Origin of the sequence: Paraburkholderia xenovorans LB400 (assembly GCF_000013645.1) — a bacterium.
In the GTDB taxonomy this organism is placed as follows: domain Bacteria; phylum Pseudomonadota; class Gammaproteobacteria; order Burkholderiales; family Burkholderiaceae; genus Paraburkholderia; species Paraburkholderia xenovorans.
The window spans coordinates 1,085,348-1,106,761 of sequence record NC_007953.1; the positions used below are offsets into that span (position 1 = coordinate 1,085,348).

15 protein-coding genes are annotated in these 21,414 nt (G+C 58.9%); 2 read left to right on the forward strand and 13 right to left on the reverse strand.

Annotation, left to right across the window (positions count from 1 at the left end; all coding sequences use genetic code 11):
• Window positions 1–3: 3 nt before the first annotated feature.
• From BXE_RS41635 to BXE_RS41690, 12 genes are all read right to left on the reverse strand, one after another.
• Window positions 4–2,370 (reverse strand): TonB-dependent siderophore receptor, encoded by a 2,367-nt coding sequence (locus tag BXE_RS41635; protein ID WP_011494163.1) that lies wholly within the window; start codon window positions 2,368–2,370, stop codon window positions 4–6.
• Between the two features lie 262 nt (window positions 2,371–2,632).
• Window positions 2,633–3,589 (reverse strand): FecR domain-containing protein, encoded by a 957-nt coding sequence (locus tag BXE_RS41640; protein WP_011494164.1) that lies wholly within the window; start codon window positions 3,587–3,589, stop codon window positions 2,633–2,635.
• Complete coding sequence (locus BXE_RS41645; protein WP_233518934.1) at window positions 3,586–4,242, reverse strand: sigma-70 family RNA polymerase sigma factor; 657 nt, start codon at window positions 4,240–4,242, stop codon at window positions 3,586–3,588. The genes BXE_RS41640 and BXE_RS41645 overlap by 4 nt, the downstream gene beginning before the upstream one ends.
• Before the next feature lie 68 nt (window positions 4,243–4,310).
• Window positions 4,311–4,781 (reverse strand): ExbD/TolR family protein, encoded by a 471-nt coding sequence (locus tag BXE_RS41650; protein ID WP_011494166.1) that lies wholly within the window; start codon window positions 4,779–4,781, stop codon window positions 4,311–4,313.
• Window positions 4,782–4,811: 30 nt separating this feature from the next.
• Entirely contained in the window at window positions 4,812–5,564 is a 753-nt protein-coding gene (locus BXE_RS41655; RefSeq protein WP_011494167.1) for a MotA/TolQ/ExbB proton channel family protein, read from the reverse strand.
• Between the two features lie 36 nt (window positions 5,565–5,600).
• Window positions 5,601–6,311 carry an energy transducer TonB gene (locus BXE_RS43600; protein WP_011494168.1) on the reverse strand — a complete coding sequence of 237 codons (711 nt, stop codon included), beginning with the start codon at window positions 6,309–6,311 and terminating at the stop codon, window positions 5,601–5,603.
• A gap of 614 nt (window positions 6,312–6,925) precedes the next feature.
• On the reverse strand, window positions 6,926–7,807 hold the full coding sequence (locus BXE_RS41665) for a fumarylacetoacetate hydrolase family protein (protein WP_040123627.1): 882 nt from the start codon (window positions 7,805–7,807) through the stop codon (window positions 6,926–6,928).
• Window positions 7,808–8,104: 297 nt separating this feature from the next.
• A complete protein-coding gene (locus BXE_RS41670) occupies window positions 8,105–9,037 on the reverse strand; it encodes a 3-keto-5-aminohexanoate cleavage protein (protein ID WP_011494170.1) in 933 nt (310 codons plus the stop codon).
• A 130-nt stretch (window positions 9,038–9,167) separates the two neighbouring features.
• Window positions 9,168–10,394: a porin gene (locus BXE_RS41675; protein WP_011494171.1), complete on the reverse strand. Its 1,227-nt coding sequence runs from the start codon at window positions 10,392–10,394 to the stop codon at window positions 9,168–9,170.
• A gap of 393 nt (window positions 10,395–10,787) precedes the next feature.
• Complete coding sequence (locus tag BXE_RS41680) at window positions 10,788–12,119, reverse strand: MFS transporter (protein ID WP_011494172.1); 1,332 nt, start codon at window positions 12,117–12,119, stop codon at window positions 10,788–10,790.
• A gap of 106 nt (window positions 12,120–12,225) precedes the next feature.
• On the reverse strand, window positions 12,226–14,025 hold the full coding sequence (locus BXE_RS41685) for a hydantoinase B/oxoprolinase family protein (protein WP_011494173.1): 1,800 nt from the start codon (window positions 14,023–14,025) through the stop codon (window positions 12,226–12,228).
• Window positions 14,022–16,076, reverse strand: coding sequence for a hydantoinase/oxoprolinase family protein (locus BXE_RS41690; protein WP_011494174.1), 2,055 nt, complete (start codon window positions 16,074–16,076; stop codon window positions 14,022–14,024). Before BXE_RS41690 ends, BXE_RS41685 begins: the two co-directional genes overlap by 4 nt.
• Before the next feature lie 1,002 nt (window positions 16,077–17,078).
• Between BXE_RS41690 and BXE_RS41695 the strand changes: the two genes are divergently transcribed.
• A complete protein-coding gene (locus tag BXE_RS41695; RefSeq protein WP_011494176.1) occupies window positions 17,079–17,711 on the forward strand; it encodes a TetR/AcrR family transcriptional regulator in 633 nt (210 codons plus the stop codon).
• A gap of 289 nt (window positions 17,712–18,000) precedes the next feature.
• Here BXE_RS41695 and mdeB read toward each other — a convergent pair whose 3' ends face one another.
• Window positions 18,001–20,721: an alpha-ketoglutarate dehydrogenase gene (gene mdeB, locus BXE_RS41700; protein WP_011494177.1), complete on the reverse strand. Its 2,721-nt coding sequence runs from the start codon at window positions 20,719–20,721 to the stop codon at window positions 18,001–18,003.
• Window positions 20,722–20,873: 152 nt separating this feature from the next.
• Here mdeB and BXE_RS41705 point away from each other — a divergent pair, with 152 nt between their 5' ends.
• A complete protein-coding gene (locus tag BXE_RS41705; protein WP_011494178.1) occupies window positions 20,874–21,401 on the forward strand; it encodes an Lrp/AsnC family transcriptional regulator in 528 nt (175 codons plus the stop codon).
• Window positions 21,402–21,414 lie beyond the last annotated feature (13 nt).

Genomic DNA, 21,414 nt, shown 5'->3' on the forward strand with positions numbered 1-21,414 from the left:
TGCTCAGATAGCGTATCGGCCGGTCAGCACGAACGTCCGCCCGGGATAGACAGCGAGGAAGCTGTTGGTCGCCGTATCGCCATACAGATTACGATTCAACAGGTTCTTGACGCCGAAGGCGATCGACCAGTCCTTACGATGGTATGAAACCGTGATATCGGTGCTGGCCTGACCCGGCACGTAATAGGAAGGCAGCTTTCCGGTCGACTCGCCCTGATAGGCGCTTCTTCCCTTGATGCCGCCACCGATGCTCCAGCCATGCAGCGCTTCGCTCCGGAACGCGTATGTCGTCCATAAACGAAATGAATGGCGCGGCAGCAGGCTGATCGACGATTGATATTCGGGCGAAGTCTGATCGGTATATGCGTAATTGGCGATGACGTTCCAGCCCGGCAGGATCTCGCCGCTCACGTCGAACTCCACACCGCGGCTGACCGTACCGCCCGGGATCAATTCGTTGTCCAGAATCGTCGGACCGGCCTGCACGACCATATTGGTCACGGCGGACCGAAACGCGTTGGCCGACGCAATCAGCTTGTCGTCGAGAAAACTGCCCTTCAGCCCGATTTCGACGGACTTGCCGATAGCCGGCGGGGCGACCTCGCCATTCGCCAGAAAATCGGTGCCTTGCGGCGTGAAACTCCTGAGATAGTTCGCGTAGAAGCCAAGCTCGCCCGTCAATTGATACAGCACACCGATATTCGGACTCCACGCGCCCTCGGAGTACTCCTTGCCGGAACTGTAGTCGTTGCGCGCCTGCGCGTGCGAAATGCTCGCGAGTACGTGCAACCGGTCGAACAACGCGATCTGGTCCTGCAAATAGGCCTGATACGAGTAATCGCTCACCGACGTCACGAAGCCCGATGCCGGAAGCTGCACCTCCGGCAGGTTCTCCGTAAAGATGCTACCCGTCGTGAGCGCCGCAAAGTCGCCGCCCGTCGCCGTATTGATCAGATTTCTCTGCCAGGAAAATCCGGCCAGAAAGGTCTGCGATACCGGACCGGTTCTATATTTCGCCTGCAACGTCTCTTCGAGACTCAACGTGCGTTGATGCAGTGCGCCCGCCACCGGATAAAAGCTCGCGAGCCCACTATCGTCGAGTTCCGTCGCATCGTTGTCGTAATACGAGGTGACCGACGCGTCATAGGACGCCTTGCTTCTGAACGTCCAGTTCGAAAGAAGCTTTTGCGTGAAGTCGTAATAGACCGACGTATCGTTGATTCTCATGTGATCGTCGGCGCCTCCGATCGGCGACGAAATCTTCGCGGGACTGCCGTCGACGATCATCGTGTAGAGCGGAACGGGCACATGCTCCGTATTCTGCGTGAAGCCGACCACCAGGTTCGACGATGCAGTCCGGTAGCCAACCGAGGGCGCGAGATAGAGCGTTCGCTGCCCGACGCCACCGCCGTACGACTCGGATGTACGGTCACCCGACACCACGAAACGATACGTAAGCCGCTGATCCGCAGATAGCGCGCCGGCCGAATCGAATCCGGCCTGCATTTCGCCATAGGATCCGGTTTGCAGCGTGACCTCGTTGACGCGGTCGGCCTGCGGCTGCTTGCGCACGACATTGACGACGCCGCCCGGCTGCATCGAACCCGCCAGAATCGAGTCGGCGCCTTTCAGCACGTCGACCTGCGCCACGCCGATGAGCGGGATAGCCAGCGCGTTCTGATACGTGTCGGTCATCAGGCCGTCAGTCGACACCGGCGCGGCGAAACCGCGAATCTGGATCATATCCTGCCCGACCGTGCTGGGCGAGATCGTGACGTTGCTGACGTTCGACAGGATGTCTTCGACGCTTTGCGTCTGCTGGCTGCGCATGACCTCCTGCGTAATCACCTGGACCGACTGCGGAATGTCGGTGAGCGGCGTATCGGTGCGGGTTGCCGATGCGCTTGCCGTGCCCGCGAACTGGCCCGCCGCTGATTGGAGCGAATCGCGGACGACGATCTGAGGCAAAGTCGGCGCGTCCGACGCGCTTTGCGCATCGGCGTGCGGCGTCGGCACAGGCTTGCGACGAATGCTCAATGCGCCGCCCGATGTCGTGAACTGCTCGAAGCCGGTATCCGCCAGCGCCTGGTCGATCGCCTGCCCGGTGGTCATCGTCCCTTTGACTCCGTGGCCGAGCGCGTTCGCCGTCAAGCCCGCGTCGAACGATATGGGACGGTGGCCCTGTTCCGCGATGGTGACGAGCACCCGGTCGAGCTGGCCGGCAGGAACGTCGAACGCATGCACCACCGGTGCGGACGGTTGCGGCGTCTGGGCCCGCGCCGATGCGCACAGCACCGGACCTTGCAACGCGGCCATCACGAGGATGCGGAACGCCGATCTGCCAGGCACGGTATTTCCCCACAGTTTCATTTTGCTATCCTTATTTCGCGGCGGATTTTATTTTCTTCTGGATATTTTCAAAACGGGTGCGCGATCGCGATCCCCACGCTAGCCTTGTGCAACGAAGCGATCTGATTTCCAGCGGAGGACGGCAAAAAGAAGGAATCCGGCGACGACGCAGACAACGCACGCCGATCACGCACGCCCTCGCCAGTCGAACGCCGGCTTGTCGGAGTCGATATGTCGAGTGGGTCCGTTGAAGTCGAAGCGAAGGACGCGAACGCAGGCTCGGTCAGCGCGCCGTTATTCGAATGAAATAGTCGGTGTGGTAAGTGACGATCACCGGCAACGTCTGCGCAATCTGCCGGATTGCCATTTGCGCGTCGTCAAGCGGGAAAAGACCGCTGATCTTCAGCGCCGCGACGTCGTCGGACATCGAGATGAAACCCCGCACGTACCGGTTCAGCGATTCGACGACTTCATGCAACGGTCGATCGACGATAGTGACGTAGCCTTTCATCCATGTGACTTCGGAGTCGGCGTGCCATCGCTCAACGACCGGCTGCGCGCCGGCGCGAAGGGTCGCGACCTGGCTTGCGACGACGTCGAGCGTGGCACCCGCCGCGCAACGCGCCCGCACCGCAGAATGCGTGACGGCGAGGCGGCTACCCTCGCTGGATAAACCGACACCGAATGCCGTACCGAGAGCCGAAAATGAACCGTCGCGCGTATAGACGACAAACGGCCGTGCGGAGTCGCGCGCGACACGCACGAACAGCCGCCCTTCTAGCAGGCGAATCGCACGTTCGCGTTCACCGAAATTGACGTCGACGGCCGAGCGCGCATCGAGTACGAGCATCGAATTGTCCGCGAGACTGAGCTGCCGCCGCGCCCCGACGTCCGTCGCGACATCGGCGTACAGCGAGTCAAACAGACCGAAGCGGCGCACCGCGGCGCCGACTACGCCGACCACCGCGACGGTGGCGAGCGCATCGCGCAGAAGTTTTCGGCGTGACACACGGGTCGCCGCCAACGCCCGATGCGCCGTCCCGCCATCGCGTTCGCGCGCCGATGAAAACAGATGCAATTGCTGTTCGATGCTTCCCCACGCAAGCTGATGTTCGACCGCCGCCGCTTTCCAGTCCAGAAATTCGCGGAATTCGGCTTCGCTCGCATTTCCCGCCGCGAGCCGTACCGCCCACCTTATGGCCGCATCCAATGCCGGCGCGTTGCTGGCGCGGTCTGTCATGGGGAGACGTTCATCAGATGCTTGAGAGCCTTCGTCATATATTGACCGACCATGCTGACCGACACGTCCAGCAGGCTCGCGATTTCAGCGTAGGTCATGCCGTCCAGCTGGCTGTACATAAACGCCTGCTGGACTTTCTCCGGCAATCCCGACAGACGCCGGTCGATTTCGATCAGCAACTGCACCATTTCGTGGGTTTCCTGCTCCGAACAGGCGACGGCTTCAGGCGCATACGCGAGTTCCCGCAGGTAGGCCTGTTCGAGATCCCGGCGCCGCCAGAAGTCGAATACGAGTCGTTGCGAAATAGTCGTCAATAACGCGCGCGGCTCGCGGATGGCGCGAATGTCCGGAACTTCGGCTAGTTGTACGAACGCCTCGGAACTCAGGTCCTCGGCAACGAACGGACATCCGACCTTGCGCCATAGACGACTCTTGAGCCAGTCATAGCTTCTCCTGAACTCCTCACCCAGCAGGTAAGCCCGTTCGCCAAGCGCCGGTTCGCGCTTGAACTGCCTCCGCAGACGATTTTCCATACCTTTGCCCAAGTCCCGCCATTCCAGACGATCAAAACCAGAACCAGCCTCAGCAGCACTGGAGCCCGCTGTGGGCATGAGCAAATTAACATGTAAATAATCGTACGGTAAGTAAGCCATTTTCACATTGATAGTCCGCAACGCTATGGCGGCGCGTTCACATTCGTGCTCCGCGGCGCGCCGTACCGTCAGTTTCCCGCTGCAGTACCCGCTTTCTGCCGTGCGGGCTGCTCCGGTCCCGTCGACTGCCCAACCGGCGCAGTCACGAATTCGAGCTTCGACAGTCCCACGGATTGCGCAACGGACAACACGTGCATCACATATCGATACTCGACATGACGGTCGGCGTAGATCCTCACGACTGGCGTCGGCTCCGCGTCCGCAGCGCTGCGCGCCTTCTGCGCGAGTTGCGCGTCGTCGACCGGCGACCTGTTCCAGAACACCGCGCCGCCAGCCTCGACCGACAGATCGATTGCATCGTCATGCGAAAGATTCTGCTTGGCCGCCTCCTTCGGCAGATCCACCCTGAGCGCCCGGTTCATGATCGGCAACGTGACGATGAAAATGATCAGCAACACGAGCATGACGTCGATGAGCGGCGTCATATTGATGTCGCCGACAATGCCGTCGTTCTCTTCGTTTTCCATGAATATGGACATGGTGTGCTTTCGTCTCCCAAGCTTCCGCGATCAGAGCGCAACGCCCGACTCCAGCGGCGCAGACACGCCACGCAACGCGACACTGGTCCGGCGCTCGCCGGTGCCTTGGGCCGACACCTTGCCGCCCACGACAAAATAGCCGTGCACCTCGTGCGTGAATCGAACGAGCTTGTGGACGACCGCCTTGTTGCCGCGCGACACCCCGTTGTACCCGAGCACCGCGGGAATGGCGACGAAGAGCCCAAATGCCGTCATGATCAACGACTCGCCGACGGGCCCGGCGACATGGTCGAGCGAAGCCTGCGCTGACGCACCGATGGCCATCAACGCGTGATAGATCCCCCACACCGTGCCGAAGAGACCGACGAACGGCGCGGTACTGCCGACGGACGCAAGGATCGCCGTGCCGCGCTGCAGGCGCGCCACGTAGTCGTCAAGCGAGACCTTCAGACATCGCGATACCCACTCGTTGCGATTGAGGCTTCCGATCAGAAGCTGCTGCGCGTCGAATATCTGCTCGCTCGCTTCGCGTCCGGCAATGGCGAGATCCCGATACGGATTTTCGATCTGTTTTCCAAGCAGGGCGATACCTTCATCGTAAGTGGAGGCGGTCCAGAACCTGCGCTCTGCAACGGCGGATTGCTGACGCACACGCGTAAGAGTGGCACCCTTCGCGAAAACCACGGCCCACGAAAGCACGGACATCGTAGCCAGCACGATCAGGATGGCACGCGTCACGCCGTCGCCACTCAGCCAGACGTTGCTGATTCCATAATGTTGCATCGGGATACTCCGGAACGATATTGTCGAATCGAAAAGTCAGGGATCGAGGTCGAACGCGACGGGCTGTTCGGCGGTCACCGCCGTCGCGACACCGTTTTCGCGGTATGGTTCGCAACTTCCCGCCGAAACAGCATGGACAGCCTCGGTATCGAGGTCGGGAAAACCACTGCTCTGCACCACCTGCACATCCGCAAGATGACCGTCTACGGCTATCCGGATACGCAGACGCACAACGCCGCTCTCGCCAAGGCGCCTCGCGCGCGCAGGATAGGTCGGACGTGGAATGCGGCAGCCCAACTGGTTCAGGGACGAGGCACCGATCACCTTCGGCAGGCTCATCAGTTTGCCGTCGTCCGGGTGCGCAGCCGCAGCCTGCGCGGTGGACAAAGCCGACGGCAAAGCAGCCGGCGACGACACCGGCGGCATAACCTGCTTCGTTACCGGTGCTGGCGACGTGGGGACCGTTTGCGGCGCGCGCGCCTGTTGCGCCGTCGTTGCCTTCGAGTCGCGATGCGTTGCAAGCACTTTCGTTGCCTTCGCGTGTCGCTGTGGTTCAGCGCGAGGTGGCACCGCCGCCACCGTTTGCGCAACGGGAGCAGCCATTGGCACAGGAGGAGCCGCGACGAGCGACACGCTAATCGTGGTGGCCCCGGGCTGCTGCTCGCTGGCCAGGTGTATGTCTACTTGCCTTGCGGTCAGGAAATAAAGCGCGACGAGATGGAGCGCGACGGCCATCGCGAATGCCATCGCGACACGACGTTTTCCTCCGTGTCCCGCGCGACGCGGGGGAGCCGCCGCGGTGAACCGTGGCCTCGCAACGCCATCGGCGGAGGGAATCATGACGGAAGTACGCAACACCGCTTCGCTGTCTCGCGAAATTTCCGGGCGTTGCGCGTCGTTTGCGTTCATTTGAACCAGAAATGTCGAGGGAACCGAATCTGCCTGAATCGCTCACTGCCGCACCAAATGGTGCCAGGTTATCGAGTCAACCGCCAGCCGATCCATGCCAGCCGGACTGTTCAGGTTGGCCGAATACGCTGCTTAACCACCTTGTGCAATAACACTGCCCGATTTCCAGTCTGGAAGTATTTTTTTGGGAGCGAAAGGCTGCATTGCGAAAGCGCCCTCCCGGATTCCGATGACGTTCAACCGCGAACACGGCGTGGTGCTGCTGGAGGGAGACCTTTGCGGAGCCGCAAAGGAAGATCACGGCATCAAGGAGCGCGTGCGCGTGAAGTGAGGTCGGTCGAAGAAGATAGACGCCACCAGTCCGTGGAATTCAGGAACGGTGGCATACATGAATCGAATCCCCAAGGCTGGGCACGGTCAGGTGCCCTCTCCGTAATTGTGTCGTCAACCAATTAACGCGACAGCGCCCCCGTTGCGCTGTCGAGCCGAACAATATTCTCGATCGCGCCGATCCTTTCAATTTCCACCCGAACCCGGTCGCCCGTTCGCAGCCACCGTGGCGGCTTGTGGCCCGCGCCGACCCCACCCGGCGTTCCCGTTAAAATGACATCGCCGGGTTCGAGCGTCATAACGGTAGACAGATGTTCAATCTGTTCAAAGCAGTTAAAGATCAGGTGCCGCGTGTTCGAATCCTGCCGCATCTCCGAATTTACAAAGCAGCGGATCCGCAGGTTGTGCGGATCGCCTACTTCGTCAGAAGTAACAATCCACGGGCCAAATGGAGCGTGTGTGTCGAACGATTTTCCCAGCATGAACTGTGACGTCCGTAGTTGCCAGTCCCGCACGCTCACGTCGTTGGCGGCACAGTAGCCAAAGATGACTTCGTGAGCGTCGTAGCGCGAGACGTTACGGCAGGTCTTGCCCACAATGAAGGCCAGCTCTGCTTCGTAATCAAGTTGCTCGGACACGGGCGGCAAATCGATCGGCGCAAATGGTCCGTTAGCCGACGTCGATGCCTTCGCGAACCACAACTGGTCAGCCGGCTTCTCCATACCAGACTCATCGAGGTGATCCGCGTAATTCAGCCCTATGCCGAGAATCTTTCCCGGCCGCGGGATGGGAGCAAGCAGTGAGACGTGGTCGAATGCAAAATCAGCTTCCGTCGTTTCCGGGAGGCGTTGCAATCGGTTCTGGAATGCTGGCCAGGCTCCAATGAGGCCGATCATATCTCGAGGCGCATCGGGAATATGAGCCGATACCTGGATGATGCCATTGGCCGAGGCGATTCCTAACAGGCTGGCCGCACCCGGAATACCAAACGTTACGAGTTTCACAGCAACTCTCCTTATCACCGGCTCAGAGTGCAACAGCGCCAAAGCTTCGCACGTCAATTTTGCCCGGCGTCTTGGGCAACAAGACTCAACTTTTCGCGGTACGGATGCGACGAAGCGTCCGAAGTAGCGCCCGAAACGTTCGCGTTCCGCTGCTGTCTTGCGCAGTGAACATCGGTACGCCGTCTGACACTGTGTCTTCGCGCCTTTCTCACCATCTTTCTTGCGGCCGCGAACTTTGCAACGGCGAATGCGATCCGCGATCGCCATCGCAACCAGAAATCAGGCGTTACCGGGGCCTCAGAACCCGACGTTATCTCCCCCTTTGGTTGCCAGCATTGCTCGCGCCTCGTCGGCCGTGGCGACCGTGAGACCAAGCTCCTCGACAATGCGTCGAATCTTTGCCACTTGTTCGGCGTTCGATCTGGCAAGTTGGTGTCTGGCAATAAACAGGCTATCTTCAAGTCCCACGCGTACCGATCCCCCTAAAATTGCACTCAGGGAAACAAACGGCATCTGGTGACGCCCTGCCGCCAAAACCGAAAGCAGGTAATCCGCCCCAAACAGACGGTCGGCGATCGCGCGCATGTGAAGAAGATTTTCAGGGTCTGCGCCGATACCGCCAAGAATGCCGAATATGCATTGAACAAAAAACGGTGGCTTGACAAGCCCTCGATCGACGAAGTGGGCGAGGTTATACAGGTGTCCTACGTCGTAACATTCGAACTCGAACCGGGTACCACTCTCTCCCAGCACGCGCATACCATGCTCGATCTGCGAAAATGTATTCGACAGAATGAAGTCATTGGTGCCTTCCAGATATGGTTTCTCCCACTCGTGCTGAAACTGCCTGATTTTCCCGGCGGCACCCGAAATATTGAAGTTCAACGACCCCATGTTCATCGACGCAACCTCGGGCCTAGCCGCGATCGCCGGCGCAAGACGTTCTTCGAGCGTCATCCCCAATCCACCGCCGGTAGTGATGTTGAGGATCGCACCGCACTGCTCCCTGATACGCGGCAGGAACTCCATGAAGCGTTCAGGCGTCTGCTCGGGGCGCCCCGTTCGCGGGTTCCGCGCGTGAAGATGTAACATCGCGGCGCCGGCTTGCGCCGCGGCAACCGAATCCGCCGCGATCTGTTCCGGCGTGACAGGCAAATACGGCGACATGGACGGCGTATGAATGCTACCCGTAACGGCACAAGTGATGATTACTCTTTCCACCCGTTTCATTTGAACTCCTTGCATATCGGATACTTTACTTAGCCCACTTGACGGGCAACCCACCATGCTGCCGAGGGAAGCGTCGTTGGCCCCATTTCACGCCGATCCTGAAAAAAAGCGCTCTGCAGAGTCTTAGCCATCAGAATTTGATGCGCAGACCTACGCGCATAACTCCCTGAGTGCTGACGTTTGATGTCCCCGCCAGAGTGATGGAGGCCACAGCAGGCTGCCCCGTCGAATCGACGCCGGACGCCTTCTCGAAGGCGCCCATGATGTAGACGTCGGTTCGTTTCGAAAGAAAATAATCGGCACCGACATTGAAAAGGGCATATCTGGCGCCTGGCTTGCCGTTGACGCGTCCACCATACAGAAATACGGAAGAAGCATTGAGTTCGAAACCTGGTGACACAAAATAACGTGTAAAGATGGAATAACTATTGAACGTAGCCGTTCCTGTATAGCCAAGCGGATTCGTCAATGCCAACGTGCCTGACGCCGGACTATTCAGATTCTGAAAGCTGATGTTTGAGTAGTTCGCCCCGACGACCAGAGAGCCAAAAACATACTGCCCTGCCAGCACCGCAACCTGATACGTTCGTGCTGACGCAAAGGCCCCGTAGATAGGATTGGTCTGCACGCCAGTGACGGCGCTGATGTTATTGGCCGTCGCGGAGCCACTCGCCTCGTTGCCAAACCACGACTGATTCGGATTATTCACGTGCAGATAGCCTGCTGCGACTGTAGCGGCTCCGCTGGAGTAAGACATGCCCATCGAATAGATGCTGTCTTTGCCAAAGCTACCCGCCACGCCGCCAAAGCTGTAAAGACCTGTCACGTAGAGGCCGCGGAAACTGCGGCTCGTAAACTTGATTGAATTGTTGACGCGGTTTGTACCGGCGAGATTGTCAATGTCGCCAGGTCGGTCGGCAAATCCACCACCCGCTATCCCGGCCTGCATAACATCAACGACGTCGATGTTGGTGTCGTATTGCCTGCCCAACGTGACAGTACCCCAAGGACTGGCGACACCGAAGAAGCCCTGTCTTCCCCACAGGTCGCCCCCTTGCTGGAAGCGCCCCGTTCCAGTGTCAAAGCCATTCTCGAGGGTAAAGATTGTACGATATCCCCCGCCAAGATCTTCGCTGCCCTTTAACCCCCAGCGGGTAAATTGCATCGTACCGCTAGTCATCACAAACTCATGCGCTCCCGCATGTCCGAATGGAGCGTTAGGCGACGCCGTCTGAGCATTGCTGACATAATTAATACCCTCATCGAGCACGCCATAAATAGTAACGCTGCCCTGCGCATTTGCAGGAACGGAAAATACGAGTACAGCTATCGCTGATACAATGGCAGTTAATTTCACCGTTTTGTCTCCAGTCACGAACTACTCAGAGGGGTTTGAAATCAAAGCTCCTACCGAGGGTTCATTTTTTATAAATTTTCGCGAGAACTACTTTAAATTTTTATAGATATCTCCCTGGTAGATCTGGAGTTTGTGAGCACAGGGTTCGCGTCTTCATGCGGCGACGGGCGGCTACCGACAGTTCAGATGCGTCCGTGCTGACCCGCTCTAACGGATTGGCTCCCATGCTTCGCGTTTTGCGTTCAAAAGCCAGCAATGTGCTCACGTTCCTCGCCATTGCGTCAAGCTGACCATCTATGCACTGGAAGAACCAGTCGATTCCAGAACATCGAGGAGGAAAGACGCAACGATGCGCGCCGCAAATAAGGTTCTTCCAGTGCGCGGTTCTGCTCGTCACTCCCGACGGACTATCTGTCGGGGAATGACGGCGAGCATTGCGAGGCTACCGATGACCATTAACGCCATGACGATGTACAGTCCCGCATCGATCCTTCCCGTCGACTCGCGGACAAAGCCGATCAATGCGGGGCTGAATGCACCGCCAAGCGAGCCGAGGCTGCTGATCAGCGCAAGTCCGGCTGCAAGACTGGTCGGCGGTAAAGCAACAGCCACAACAGCCCAGAACACCGGAAATGCCGCCATCACGGCAGCCGCGGCAACCGTAAGAGCCAACGTTGTTAAAATCAGGCTGCCCGGATTGGCGATAACCATCAAAAAGCCAGCTGTGGAGGTTAAAACAGCAAGCGCAAAATGCCATCGTCGCTCCATCTTTCTGTCCGAGTGAGCAGCCCAAAAAGTCATCGTGACGATTGCCGCCGCGTACGGAAGCATCGAGTACAGGCCAATCAGAGATACGCCGGCATGACTGGTGCTTTTCATGATCTGTGGCATCCAGAAGAAAATGACGTAACTTCCCGCCTGGGCTGCGAAACTACAAAACCCCAGAATTAAAACCTTCGGTTGACGAAACACGTCGTACCATCCAGCTTCCACCGGACGATCCCAGGTGCTGGAAATCAAGGCGATGTCTCCCTCCACCAGAGCCTTTTCCTCGTCGGTCAACCATGAAGCATCTGCCGGCCGATCAGTCAGATAGAAAAAGGCCAAGATGCCCACCGCTACACTGGGAATGCCTTCACATACGAAAAGCCATTGCCAACCATGAAGCCCCAGAACGCTGGCGAGCCTGGTCATAATGTTCGTTGACAGTGGCCCGGCAATCAAACCCGCGACAACTGCGGCCGTCATGTATGCACCGATGACGCGCCCCTGCCGTCGAGGTGGATACCAGTACGTCAGGTACAGAAATACGCCGGGCATGAAACCCGCTTCGAACGCGCCAAGAAGGAATCTCAGGCAGACGAACTCCACGGGTGTGCGCACGAACATCATCGCCGCAGAAGCGAACCCCCAGCAAAGCATGATGCGGGAGATAGTTTTCCGGGCCCCGATCTTTTGCAGTATCACGTTGCTGGGTATCTCGAACAACAGATAACCGATGAAAAAGGCTCCCGCAGCCAATCCATACGTCGCATCCCCCAACGCCAGATCGTGCTTCATCTGGAGCTGGGCGAAACCGATATTGATGCGGTCGAGCATCGACAGGACATAGCAAAGAAACAGGAACGGTATCAGGCGACGGGTTACCTTACGGTAGGTTCGCTCTCTTATTCCGTCGGTCGTCGCAATCACCGCGAGGCAGAGAGCAGGCTCCTCTAGCTTCATCTGCTTCTCGGCGCGTGCCCCACACCGATTTCGGTGCAGGCTGCAATATAGTTGCCCATCTCAACGTCTCCTTTAATATTTGGTTCGGGTTCGCGGTGTCCCGGCTCTATTGCGGAGGATGTGTGTTTCTGCGGGCCGCTGCGGTAGCCTCGACGTCGACGCTACAGTCCTCGCGCAACACGACTCCGTAGATTGTCCGTGCCACCTGAACACTAACGAAGCCGTCCTGTACATCACGGGACACAAGTTCCGGCGAACGCTCGAACGGATTGCCACATCCGCCCCCTCCCCCAGATCGCGTCTCCATCATGTCACCAGGAACCAGCGTGAGCTCAGCCTTGCGAATCTCGGAAACACTTCCGTCGCGCTCATGCAGCGTGGTCGGATAGGCTCCGGGCAATCCGCCACCGACGCCCCACGGAGGACAACGCTTGCGATCCTGCATCACCGTGACTACGCACCCGGACAACACGCGATAGCGCTTCTTCACACCGACCCCACCGCGCGTTTTGCCAGCGCCGCCAGAATCGACCCGGAAGCTAACCTCCTCCAGCATTAACGGGTACAAAGCCTCCTGGACTTCCACTGGTACATCCAGGGTGTCGCCATGACAAAGTGACTTGTAAGGACCTACGCCGTCCTTCGTCGACGTTGCGCCCCACCCACCAACAGCTGTATCGATATGCTGGTAACGTTCGCCGGTTTCGGGGCGGCGGCCAGTGAAAATATGCGCTCCAAATGTTCCGTGATGACCTGCCGTGACCTTTCCGCGGCTCACAGGTGCGAGCGCTTTCAATATTGTGTCGACAACCGTCGGCAATGGTCCGCTATAGCTGCCCATCGCTGCATTGGCGCTCGCGCTAATAAACTTGCCATCCGGAATTACCACCTTTAATGGGCGGAATGCGCCTTCATTCGCGGGCTCGTGAGGTTCGATGAGGTACTTGAACGCAATTCTCGCGGCCGCGAGCGCTCCTCCCTCGCGTCCCGAATTGATCGCCCCTCGCACCTCATCGTGCGTACGGGAAAAGTCGACGGTCAACGTGTCACCGCTTACGTGCACATCAACACCGATAGCGATGGGGGTCTCCAGATCGAGCCCGTCGTCGTCGAGAAATGAATCCGCCGAATAGACGCCGTCAGGAATGGCACGAATAGCCGCCCGGGATGCCTGCTCAGACTTCTCCCAGATCTCGTCAATGGCCTCGCGCGAGGTTCTCAGCCCGTATTTTTCTATGACCTTCGCGACGAGTTCGGCCCCACGCACACAACCGGCGGCCTGTGCCTCCATGTCTCCAAGCACTTCCCGAGGAAAGCGGGTATTGCATTCGATCGTCTTGTAGACCCCGGGATTCCGTACGCCAGACTCTGCAAGCTTCAGGCTGCGGTACTGAACGCCCTCCTGAAAGATCTCCGTGGCGAACGGGGAAATCGAGCCGGGGACCAGACCGCCTACGTCCATCCAGTGAGAAATGACCGCCATGAAGCCAAACAGATGCGACTTGTGCTCCCCGACGAAGATAGGGGCGTACATCACGACATTGTTCAGATGCTGCCCCAACGTGCCCGAGTGATTCGAGAAAACGAGATCACCATCGCGAAAGCCTGTCGCACCGTATATGCTCAGTCCGTCACGCACAGCGACTCCCAACGCGTTCGCGACGAAAATGGGCAACGCGCCTTGCGACTGCGACAGCAGATTACCCTCATGATCGACGATACCGACAGCATAGTCCTTGTATTCGTAAATTAATGGACTATATGCTGTCCTGACAATGTTGGAATCGATTTGTGCAGGAATCGCCGTCAGCGCATGGCGGATAATTTCGACTGTGATCGGGTCGACGCCTGTGTGCCTGCTTGACCCGGCTTGTTGTTCCGAAAAACTGATAACGGGAGAGCTCATTGCACATCGATCCTCAAGTTGATTTCGCCGAGGCGTCCAATTTCTGCTACGTCGTGCGGGCCAACGATTGTGCACGACCCATATTCTTCAATGACAGCCGGTCCGTCGATACGGCTGCCCGTCGGCAATTGGTCGCGCCGGTAAACATTGGCTTCCAGACGCGCTTCCACCTCGCCAAAATAGACTGAGCGCTGTCCCACAGCGCGGACCTCACCATCGGCGACCGCCGGAATCAGCGCAGCCGGCGTGAGGCCGTGAATCGGGGCGGATACCATCACACTGATCGAGACAAACTCAAGCGGAGCCGTGGACTCCTGATGCCCGTAACGCTTGAAGTACGCCTGATGAAAAGCGGTTCGAATCGCATCGATAGTGGCAGCATTTCCGACATCCGTCTTCAACGCATGTCTCTGCCCTTTGTAGCGAAGCTCCGCATACCTTTCGATACGCGAGCGACTCAGATCGCTCCCTGCCGGTAGCCTGGAAGAAACTTCCGTCGTCATCCGGGTGAGCATCGTCGCCATTTCGTTCGCTGCGTCGGCATCAAGGGCACGGATGAAGGTCCGTGTTTCATCGGCTTTCGCATCCGCTAGCAACATACCGATGGCGGAAAAGAGCCCGGGCTGCGGAGGCACGATAACGAGCGGGATTCCGATCTCCCTCGCCAATGCCCCCCCGTGAAGCGGCCCGCCACCGCCAAACACAAACAGGGCGAACTCGCGCGGATCATTGCCGCGCTCGATGCTGATCTGCTTGATTGCAGTACTCATCGTCATTGCGCCGAGATCGATGACGCCCTGGGCAACTCGATCGAGTTCGGCGCGCCCGTAGCCCAAAGGAGCGCCGATCGCGTCGTGGATGACTTTTGCTGCCGCTGCCCGATCAATCGTCAATTCCCCACCCAGGAACGACGCCTCACCAATCCGCCCGAGGACCACATTGGCGTCGGTAATCGTCGGCTGTGTGCCCCCCCGACCGTAACACGCCGGACCAGGGGTGGAACCTGCGCTGCGCGGCCCCACTGCAAGTCGTCCAACGTCGTCAATCCAGGCTATCGAGCCGCCGCCTGCTCCGACTTCGAGAATATCGATAACTGAGCCCCGTATCGGAAACCCGAGCTCTGGACCACCCACGTAGTAGGGCGAGCGCATCTCAATCAACCCATTTTCGACAACCGCGCACTTGGCCGTGGTACCACCCATGTCGAAAGCGATGACGTTTCGCAGTCCCAGTTCGCGGGCGTAGACCGAAGCGCCGATGCATCCCCCTACCGGCCCTGACTCGACCAGTTGCACAGGCTGGCGTTCGGCATGATCAAGCGACAGCACCCCACCGTTGGAGCTCATCATATAGCTGGTCGACCTGAATCCCCCGTCGGCCAGCCCCGTTGTCATTCTCGTCAGATAGTTATGAAAGAGCGGTCCCACGTAAGCATTGGCCGCAACGGTGGAAGTCCGTTCAAATTCGTACCATTCCCTCGTCAGCTCCGTGCCGCTGGTCACGTAGATACCGGGTAGCGCATCCTGCAGAATCTGGACTGCGGTCTTTTCATGCTCGGCATTGGCATACGAATTCAGAAACGACACCGCGACCGCCTCGACGTTTTCCGCACGCAACGTGTCGGCCAGAGCGGCAACGTCACCGGTAACGAGCGGAACGCGTATTTGTCCCTGCGCATCAACGCGTTCCGTCACCTCGAACCGGAGATGTCGAGGCACCAATACCGGGTCGCGCTGGTAAGTCAGATCGAAGGGAGTCGCGCGGTTCCCCCGGCGGATTTCAATCACGTCCCGAAAGCCTCGGGTCGTAACGAGGGCGGTGCGTGCCCCCGTTCGCTGCAGGAACGCGTTGATGACCAACGTCGTCCCGAACTTGATGGTGTTCATCTTCCCGAAATCAACATTCGCCTTCCGGACGCAATCCATCACGCCACGCATCGGATCGTCATACGTGGTAAGGCTTTTCGAAACACGTATTTGTTTGTTGACGGGATCAACGGCGACCAGATCGGTAAATGTACCGCCGGTGTCTGCTGCAGTTACGAAGTTCACGTGTCTTCCCCTTGGTTTCACATACTAAAGACTAGGGTAGGCCCGCCCCGGAGTCAACCAAATAGTTGGTTGGGAACAATATCGTAAACACCTGGTTTCATTCAGGAGGTTCACCGGCAAGCCGTAGCGCCGGATTGGAGAGAATTCCGATATGCTGTGACGCTGTCAGAATGAAGGCGCAATCACAGCATCGATCCACGCCGCCTGTTCCGTTGTCCGAAGCGCGACCTACCCGGCGGACCTACGGTGGTTACTTCGGCGACAGGTGAAAGCGAAGTTGCGAAAAACCGGCGGTGCAGTCTTCACTCCGGCAGGACAAGCCATGAAACAAGGGTCTGCATGGCTTTCGAACTGACAGACCGGACACACAACAATCCGGCTACCGGGCGGCATGACAGACGCGCAAGCGCAAGACCAATGACACCGGTCTGCTTGAGGAAATTCAGCGGCCTGTGGCTCACCTGCCAGGCTTCAGTTGCCTTCGGGTCAAAGTGCGTATACGGCGAGCGCGACTATTCAACCGCTGCTCATCTCGCAGCGATACAGGTGTTTAGCTGGGTACGTGTTCGGGTGCATGTTCACCACCCGTAGCTGCGACAAAAGCCTCGCGGTCAGATCCGCGGCATCGGTATTACGGCAAACCCGTCGTGGCAAAGAGCAAGCTGAAATGAAAGGTGGCTGGCGCTGGCCTGCCGCAGACCAGCGGGTTCAGGTATGGTTACGCTTCGTAAGCAATCGCGTGACGCGGTCGACGAATAGAACGGGTCGGCGGCCGGACTCGCGCACCACGCGTCACCCCGGTGGCAACACCCTGGCGGGACCCGCAAGAGCGACCAGGCAGCGCGGCCAGAAGAGACCTTCGGGTCGAAGATCCATATAGCTATCCAGAAGGGCATTAAAGTGACGACGCACTCAGGCAGTCGAAAACAGAAACGGTCTCAAGGAGACCCAGCCAAACGTCCAGAGTCCGAGCCGATAAAGAACGGTTCAACCAGGGAACGCTTGCTGCAGGCGGCACTCATCGAATTCGGCGAGAAGGGATTGGACGGCGCGCGGGTCGACATGATCGCGCAACAGAGCAGTGCCAATAAGCAGTTGGTCTATCACTATTTTGGTAGCAAGGAAGGGCTTTACACGGCCGTTCTCGAATATGCGTATCTGCAATATCGTGGGGACCATGCAGCAATACAATCGGCCGTGCAGGGACTCGACGCCGAAAAAGCCCTTCGACGATTCGTTGATCTGATGTTTCGTCAATCCACTGCCGCGACCTATTTCGCTCGCCTCATTCACGACGAGAATATGCGCGGGGGCGTTCACCTTCCTCCTCTCGCGGCAGTCAGGCCCGCTTACGACCATATTATCGAAATCGTGTCCCAGATTCTCGATCGCGGCGTCGCCGAAGACAAGTTTCGGCCAGGTATCGATCCCCGGGAATTCTACGTGTCAATTTTGGGAATATTCACCATACGGATAACCAATGCAACAACTCTCTCGTTCGCGATCGGCCTGCCATTATCTGATCCGAAGGGTGCAGCGGAATCAAGGGAACAGGCGTTTGACCTTATCCTGCGGGGCATCCGAACGCCTGCCGCGACCAGCCCGACGACTCGCCGCGGAAGGAAACGTCCCTAGTCCGACGTGGACCCCGAAAGAACAAACCGGAACCGTGTAAGGGTGGAGCAACGCAGCCCGACCGCTCCCTCTTCTCCGCCTGAAGCATCTGCCCAACCCGTACCCAGGCCGGTACATCACGCAGAGATACGACAGCGGGCAGCAACACCGCTGGCCATATGACTCGACAATCGGATCTGGACATCCTTCGGACACCGCTTCGAGCAGACGGCGGCCAGGAATGACGCGCAATTCACGCACCACGCGTACAAATCTGATGCCGCGACGTCACCTGACGCCGGCGGTCCGCTTACTTTTGCCACGGCGCGATCGCGTCGTCGGCGCTCTTGCCGTAGCGCTGCCGTGCGTGCGCGACCGTCATTGCGTCGAGCACCGCTTCGTCGGCCAGCGCCTTCAATGCGGCGATCACAATCGACGCCCGGTCCACTTCAAAGAACTCGCGCAAAGCCTGGCGCGTATCACTGCGTCCGAAGCCGTCCGTGCCGAGCGTCACATAGCGGCGCGGCACAAACGCGCGAATCAGTTCCGGGACGGCCCGCACGTAGTCGGTCGCAGCGATTATGGGGCCGTGCGACATGCCAAGCGCGGCCGTAACGTATGGCACGTCGGACATATCGCCGAGACGTTGATGCCGCTCGCAGGCGATGCCGTCGCGCTGCAGTTCGGTGAAGCTCGTCACGCTCCACACCGCGGCCTCGATGTTCCAGTCGTCCTGCAACATCTGCTGCGCGGCAAGCACTTCGCCAAAGATCGCGCCGGCTCCCAGCAATTGCACGCGCGCCGTTGCTTTGCGTTCGGAAGACAGCGGATAAATGCCTTTCAAGATTCCTTCGCGCAACGCCTGGGTAACGCCTGGCGGCGCTGACGGCTGCGCATAATTCTCGTTCATCACCGTCACGTAATAGAATACGTCGTGCTGACGCTCGACCATCTCGCGCATGCCCTCGTCGACGATCACCGCCACTTCGTACGCTAACGCCGGATCGTAAGCACGGCAATTCGGAATCGTCGATGCCGCGAGGTGGCTCGTGCCGTCCTGATGCTGCAATCCCTCGCCGCCCAAGGTCGTCTTGCCGGAGGTTGCGCCGATCAGGAAACCGCGTGCACGCTGATCCGCGGCAGCCCAGATGATGTCGCCAACGCGCTGAAAACCGAACATCGAATAATAAATGTAGAACGGCAGCATCGGCAGATCGTGCACGCTGTACGATGTCGCCGCCGCGATCCACGATGAAATCGCGCCCGCTTCCGAAATGCCCTCTTCGAGAATCTGACCGTTGGTGTCCTCGCGGTAGTAAAGCATCGAACCGAGGTCCTCCGGTTCGTAGAGCTGCCCAAGCGGCGAATAGATGCCAACCTGGCGGAACATATTGGCCATGCCGAAGGTGCGTGCCTCGTCAGCGACGATCGGCACCATGCGCTGGCCGATTTCCGCGTCCTTTAACAGTGCGGTCAGCATTCGCACGAGCGCCATCGTCGTGGACATCTCGCGCCCGTTCGCCTCCAGCGCGAATTGCGCCCAGGTCTGCATCGAAGGCACGGTCAGCCCCTTCGATGCGACTCTCCGCCTTCTGGGCAGATAGCCCCCCAGTGCTGCCCGGCGTGCGTGCAGGTAGCGCATTTCCGGGCTGTCTTCTGCCGGCTTGTAAAACTTCACCTGCTCGACGTCCTCATCCGAGAGCGGCAAGCGGAAACGATCGCGAAACGCCTTCAGGTCGTCGAAGTCGAGTTTCTTTTGCTGGTGCGTCGTCATGCGACCCTGGCCGGACGTGCCCATGCCGAAGCCCTTCATGGTCTTGGCGAGAATGACCGTGGGCTGGTCACGATGCGAAAGTGCCTTCGCGTAGGCCGCATGCAGCTTGCGCACGTCGTGGCCACCGCGCCGCAGGCGGTCGATTTCCTCGTCGCTCAGCTGCGCGGCAAGCGCGGCGAGTTCCGGGTTCTGGCCGAAGAAGCGCTCGCGGTTGTAGGCGCCGTCGTTCGCGGAGAAGGTTTGAAACTGGCCGTCCACGGTGTGGGCGAATGCGCGCATCAATGCGCCGGTTCGATCGCGCGCAAACAGCGCATCCCAGTCCGAGCCCCACACCACCTTGATGACGTTCCAGCCCGCGCCGTTGAAGTGCGCTTCCAGTTCGTCGATGATTCGGCCATTGCTGCGCACCGGACCGTCGAGCCGCTGCAGGTTGCAGTTGATCACGAACACCAGGTTGTCGAGCCCTTCGCGGGCGGCCAGCGAGAGCGCGCCGAGCGACTCGGGTTCGTCCATCTCACCGTCGCCGAAAAAGCCCCACACCTTGCGGCCTTCCGTCTGCGCGAGACCGCGATTCTGCAGATACCGCATGAAGCGCGCCTGATAAATTGAGTTGATTGGACCAATGCCCATCGAACCGGTGGGAAACTGCCAGAAGTCCGGCATCAGCCACGGATGCGGATACGAACATAAACCTGGTCCCGCGATTTCGCGCCGATAGTGCTGCAAATGCTCTTCGCCAAGAAATCCTTCGAGATAGGCGCGCGCATACACGCCCGGGGACGAGTGCGGCTGGAAGTAAACAAGATCGCCGCCGGAACCCTCGCCTGCCTGCTGATTCGAGGCCCGGAAGAAATGATTGAAGCCGACTTCGAAAAGATCCGCCGCAGACGCATAGCTTGCAATATGGCCACCAAGTTCACCGTACGCCTTGTTTGCGCGCACAACCATGGCGAGTGCATTCCAGCGCAAGGCGGCGGCAAGCCGCTCTTCCAGTTCGAGATTGCCGGGATAACGCGGCTGTTCGTTGAAGCCGATCGTATTGATGTAAGGTGTGACGCGCGTGCGGGACGATTCCACACCCAGCGACAGCGCATGCGCCGCGAGCCGGTCGAACAGGTACTGCGCCCGGTCACGCCCGACGTGCGCGGCAACAGCATCCAGCGCCTCCAGCCATTCCGCAGTTTCTTCGGGGTCGCTATCTTCGTGACCGCGTTCAAGGGATCGCAACTGCAACGCACCGTCTGACAAATCCGTCATGGCACTACTCCCGCAAAGAGGCGTTCGGTTCATAAATAGTTGAGTAGATGTTACCCATCGCGCTGCAAAATAAGGCTCTCATTTGCTTGCGGTTTGGCGGCCGGATAGTGTATTTATTCTGTATATGCCCTTAGATCCGGAATATCTCAACTATGACGACACCACCGAAACGGCTCGACCGCATTGACATCGGGATTCTCAGCCAGTTGCAGCAGAACGCCCGCATCACTAATTCCGAGCTGGCGCGCGCAGTCAACCTGTCGCCCACGCCGTGCTTCAACCGGGTTCGCGCGCTGGAGAAGCTGGGGCTCTTCAAGCAGCAGGTAACGTTGCTGAACCCTGAACCACTAGGGCTGCGGATCAATGTGTTCATTCAGGTCAGTCTGGAAAAGCAGGTGGAAGAGGCGCTGCAGCGTTTCGAACAGGCCATTTCGGAGCGCCCGGAGGTGATGGAGTGTTATCTGATGACCGGCGACGCGGATTATCTGCTGCGCGTGGTGATGCCCGACATGCTGACGCTCGAGCGCTTCATTCTCGAGCACCTGACGAAGATCCCGGGCGTATCGAATATCCGTTCCAGCTTCGCGCTAAAGCAGGTGCGCTACAAAACGGCGCTGCCGTTGCCTTCGTCGGGACTTACGCTGGTCGACCTGGATGACGTATCGACGGATTGGCAATAAGTCTCGCGGTGGC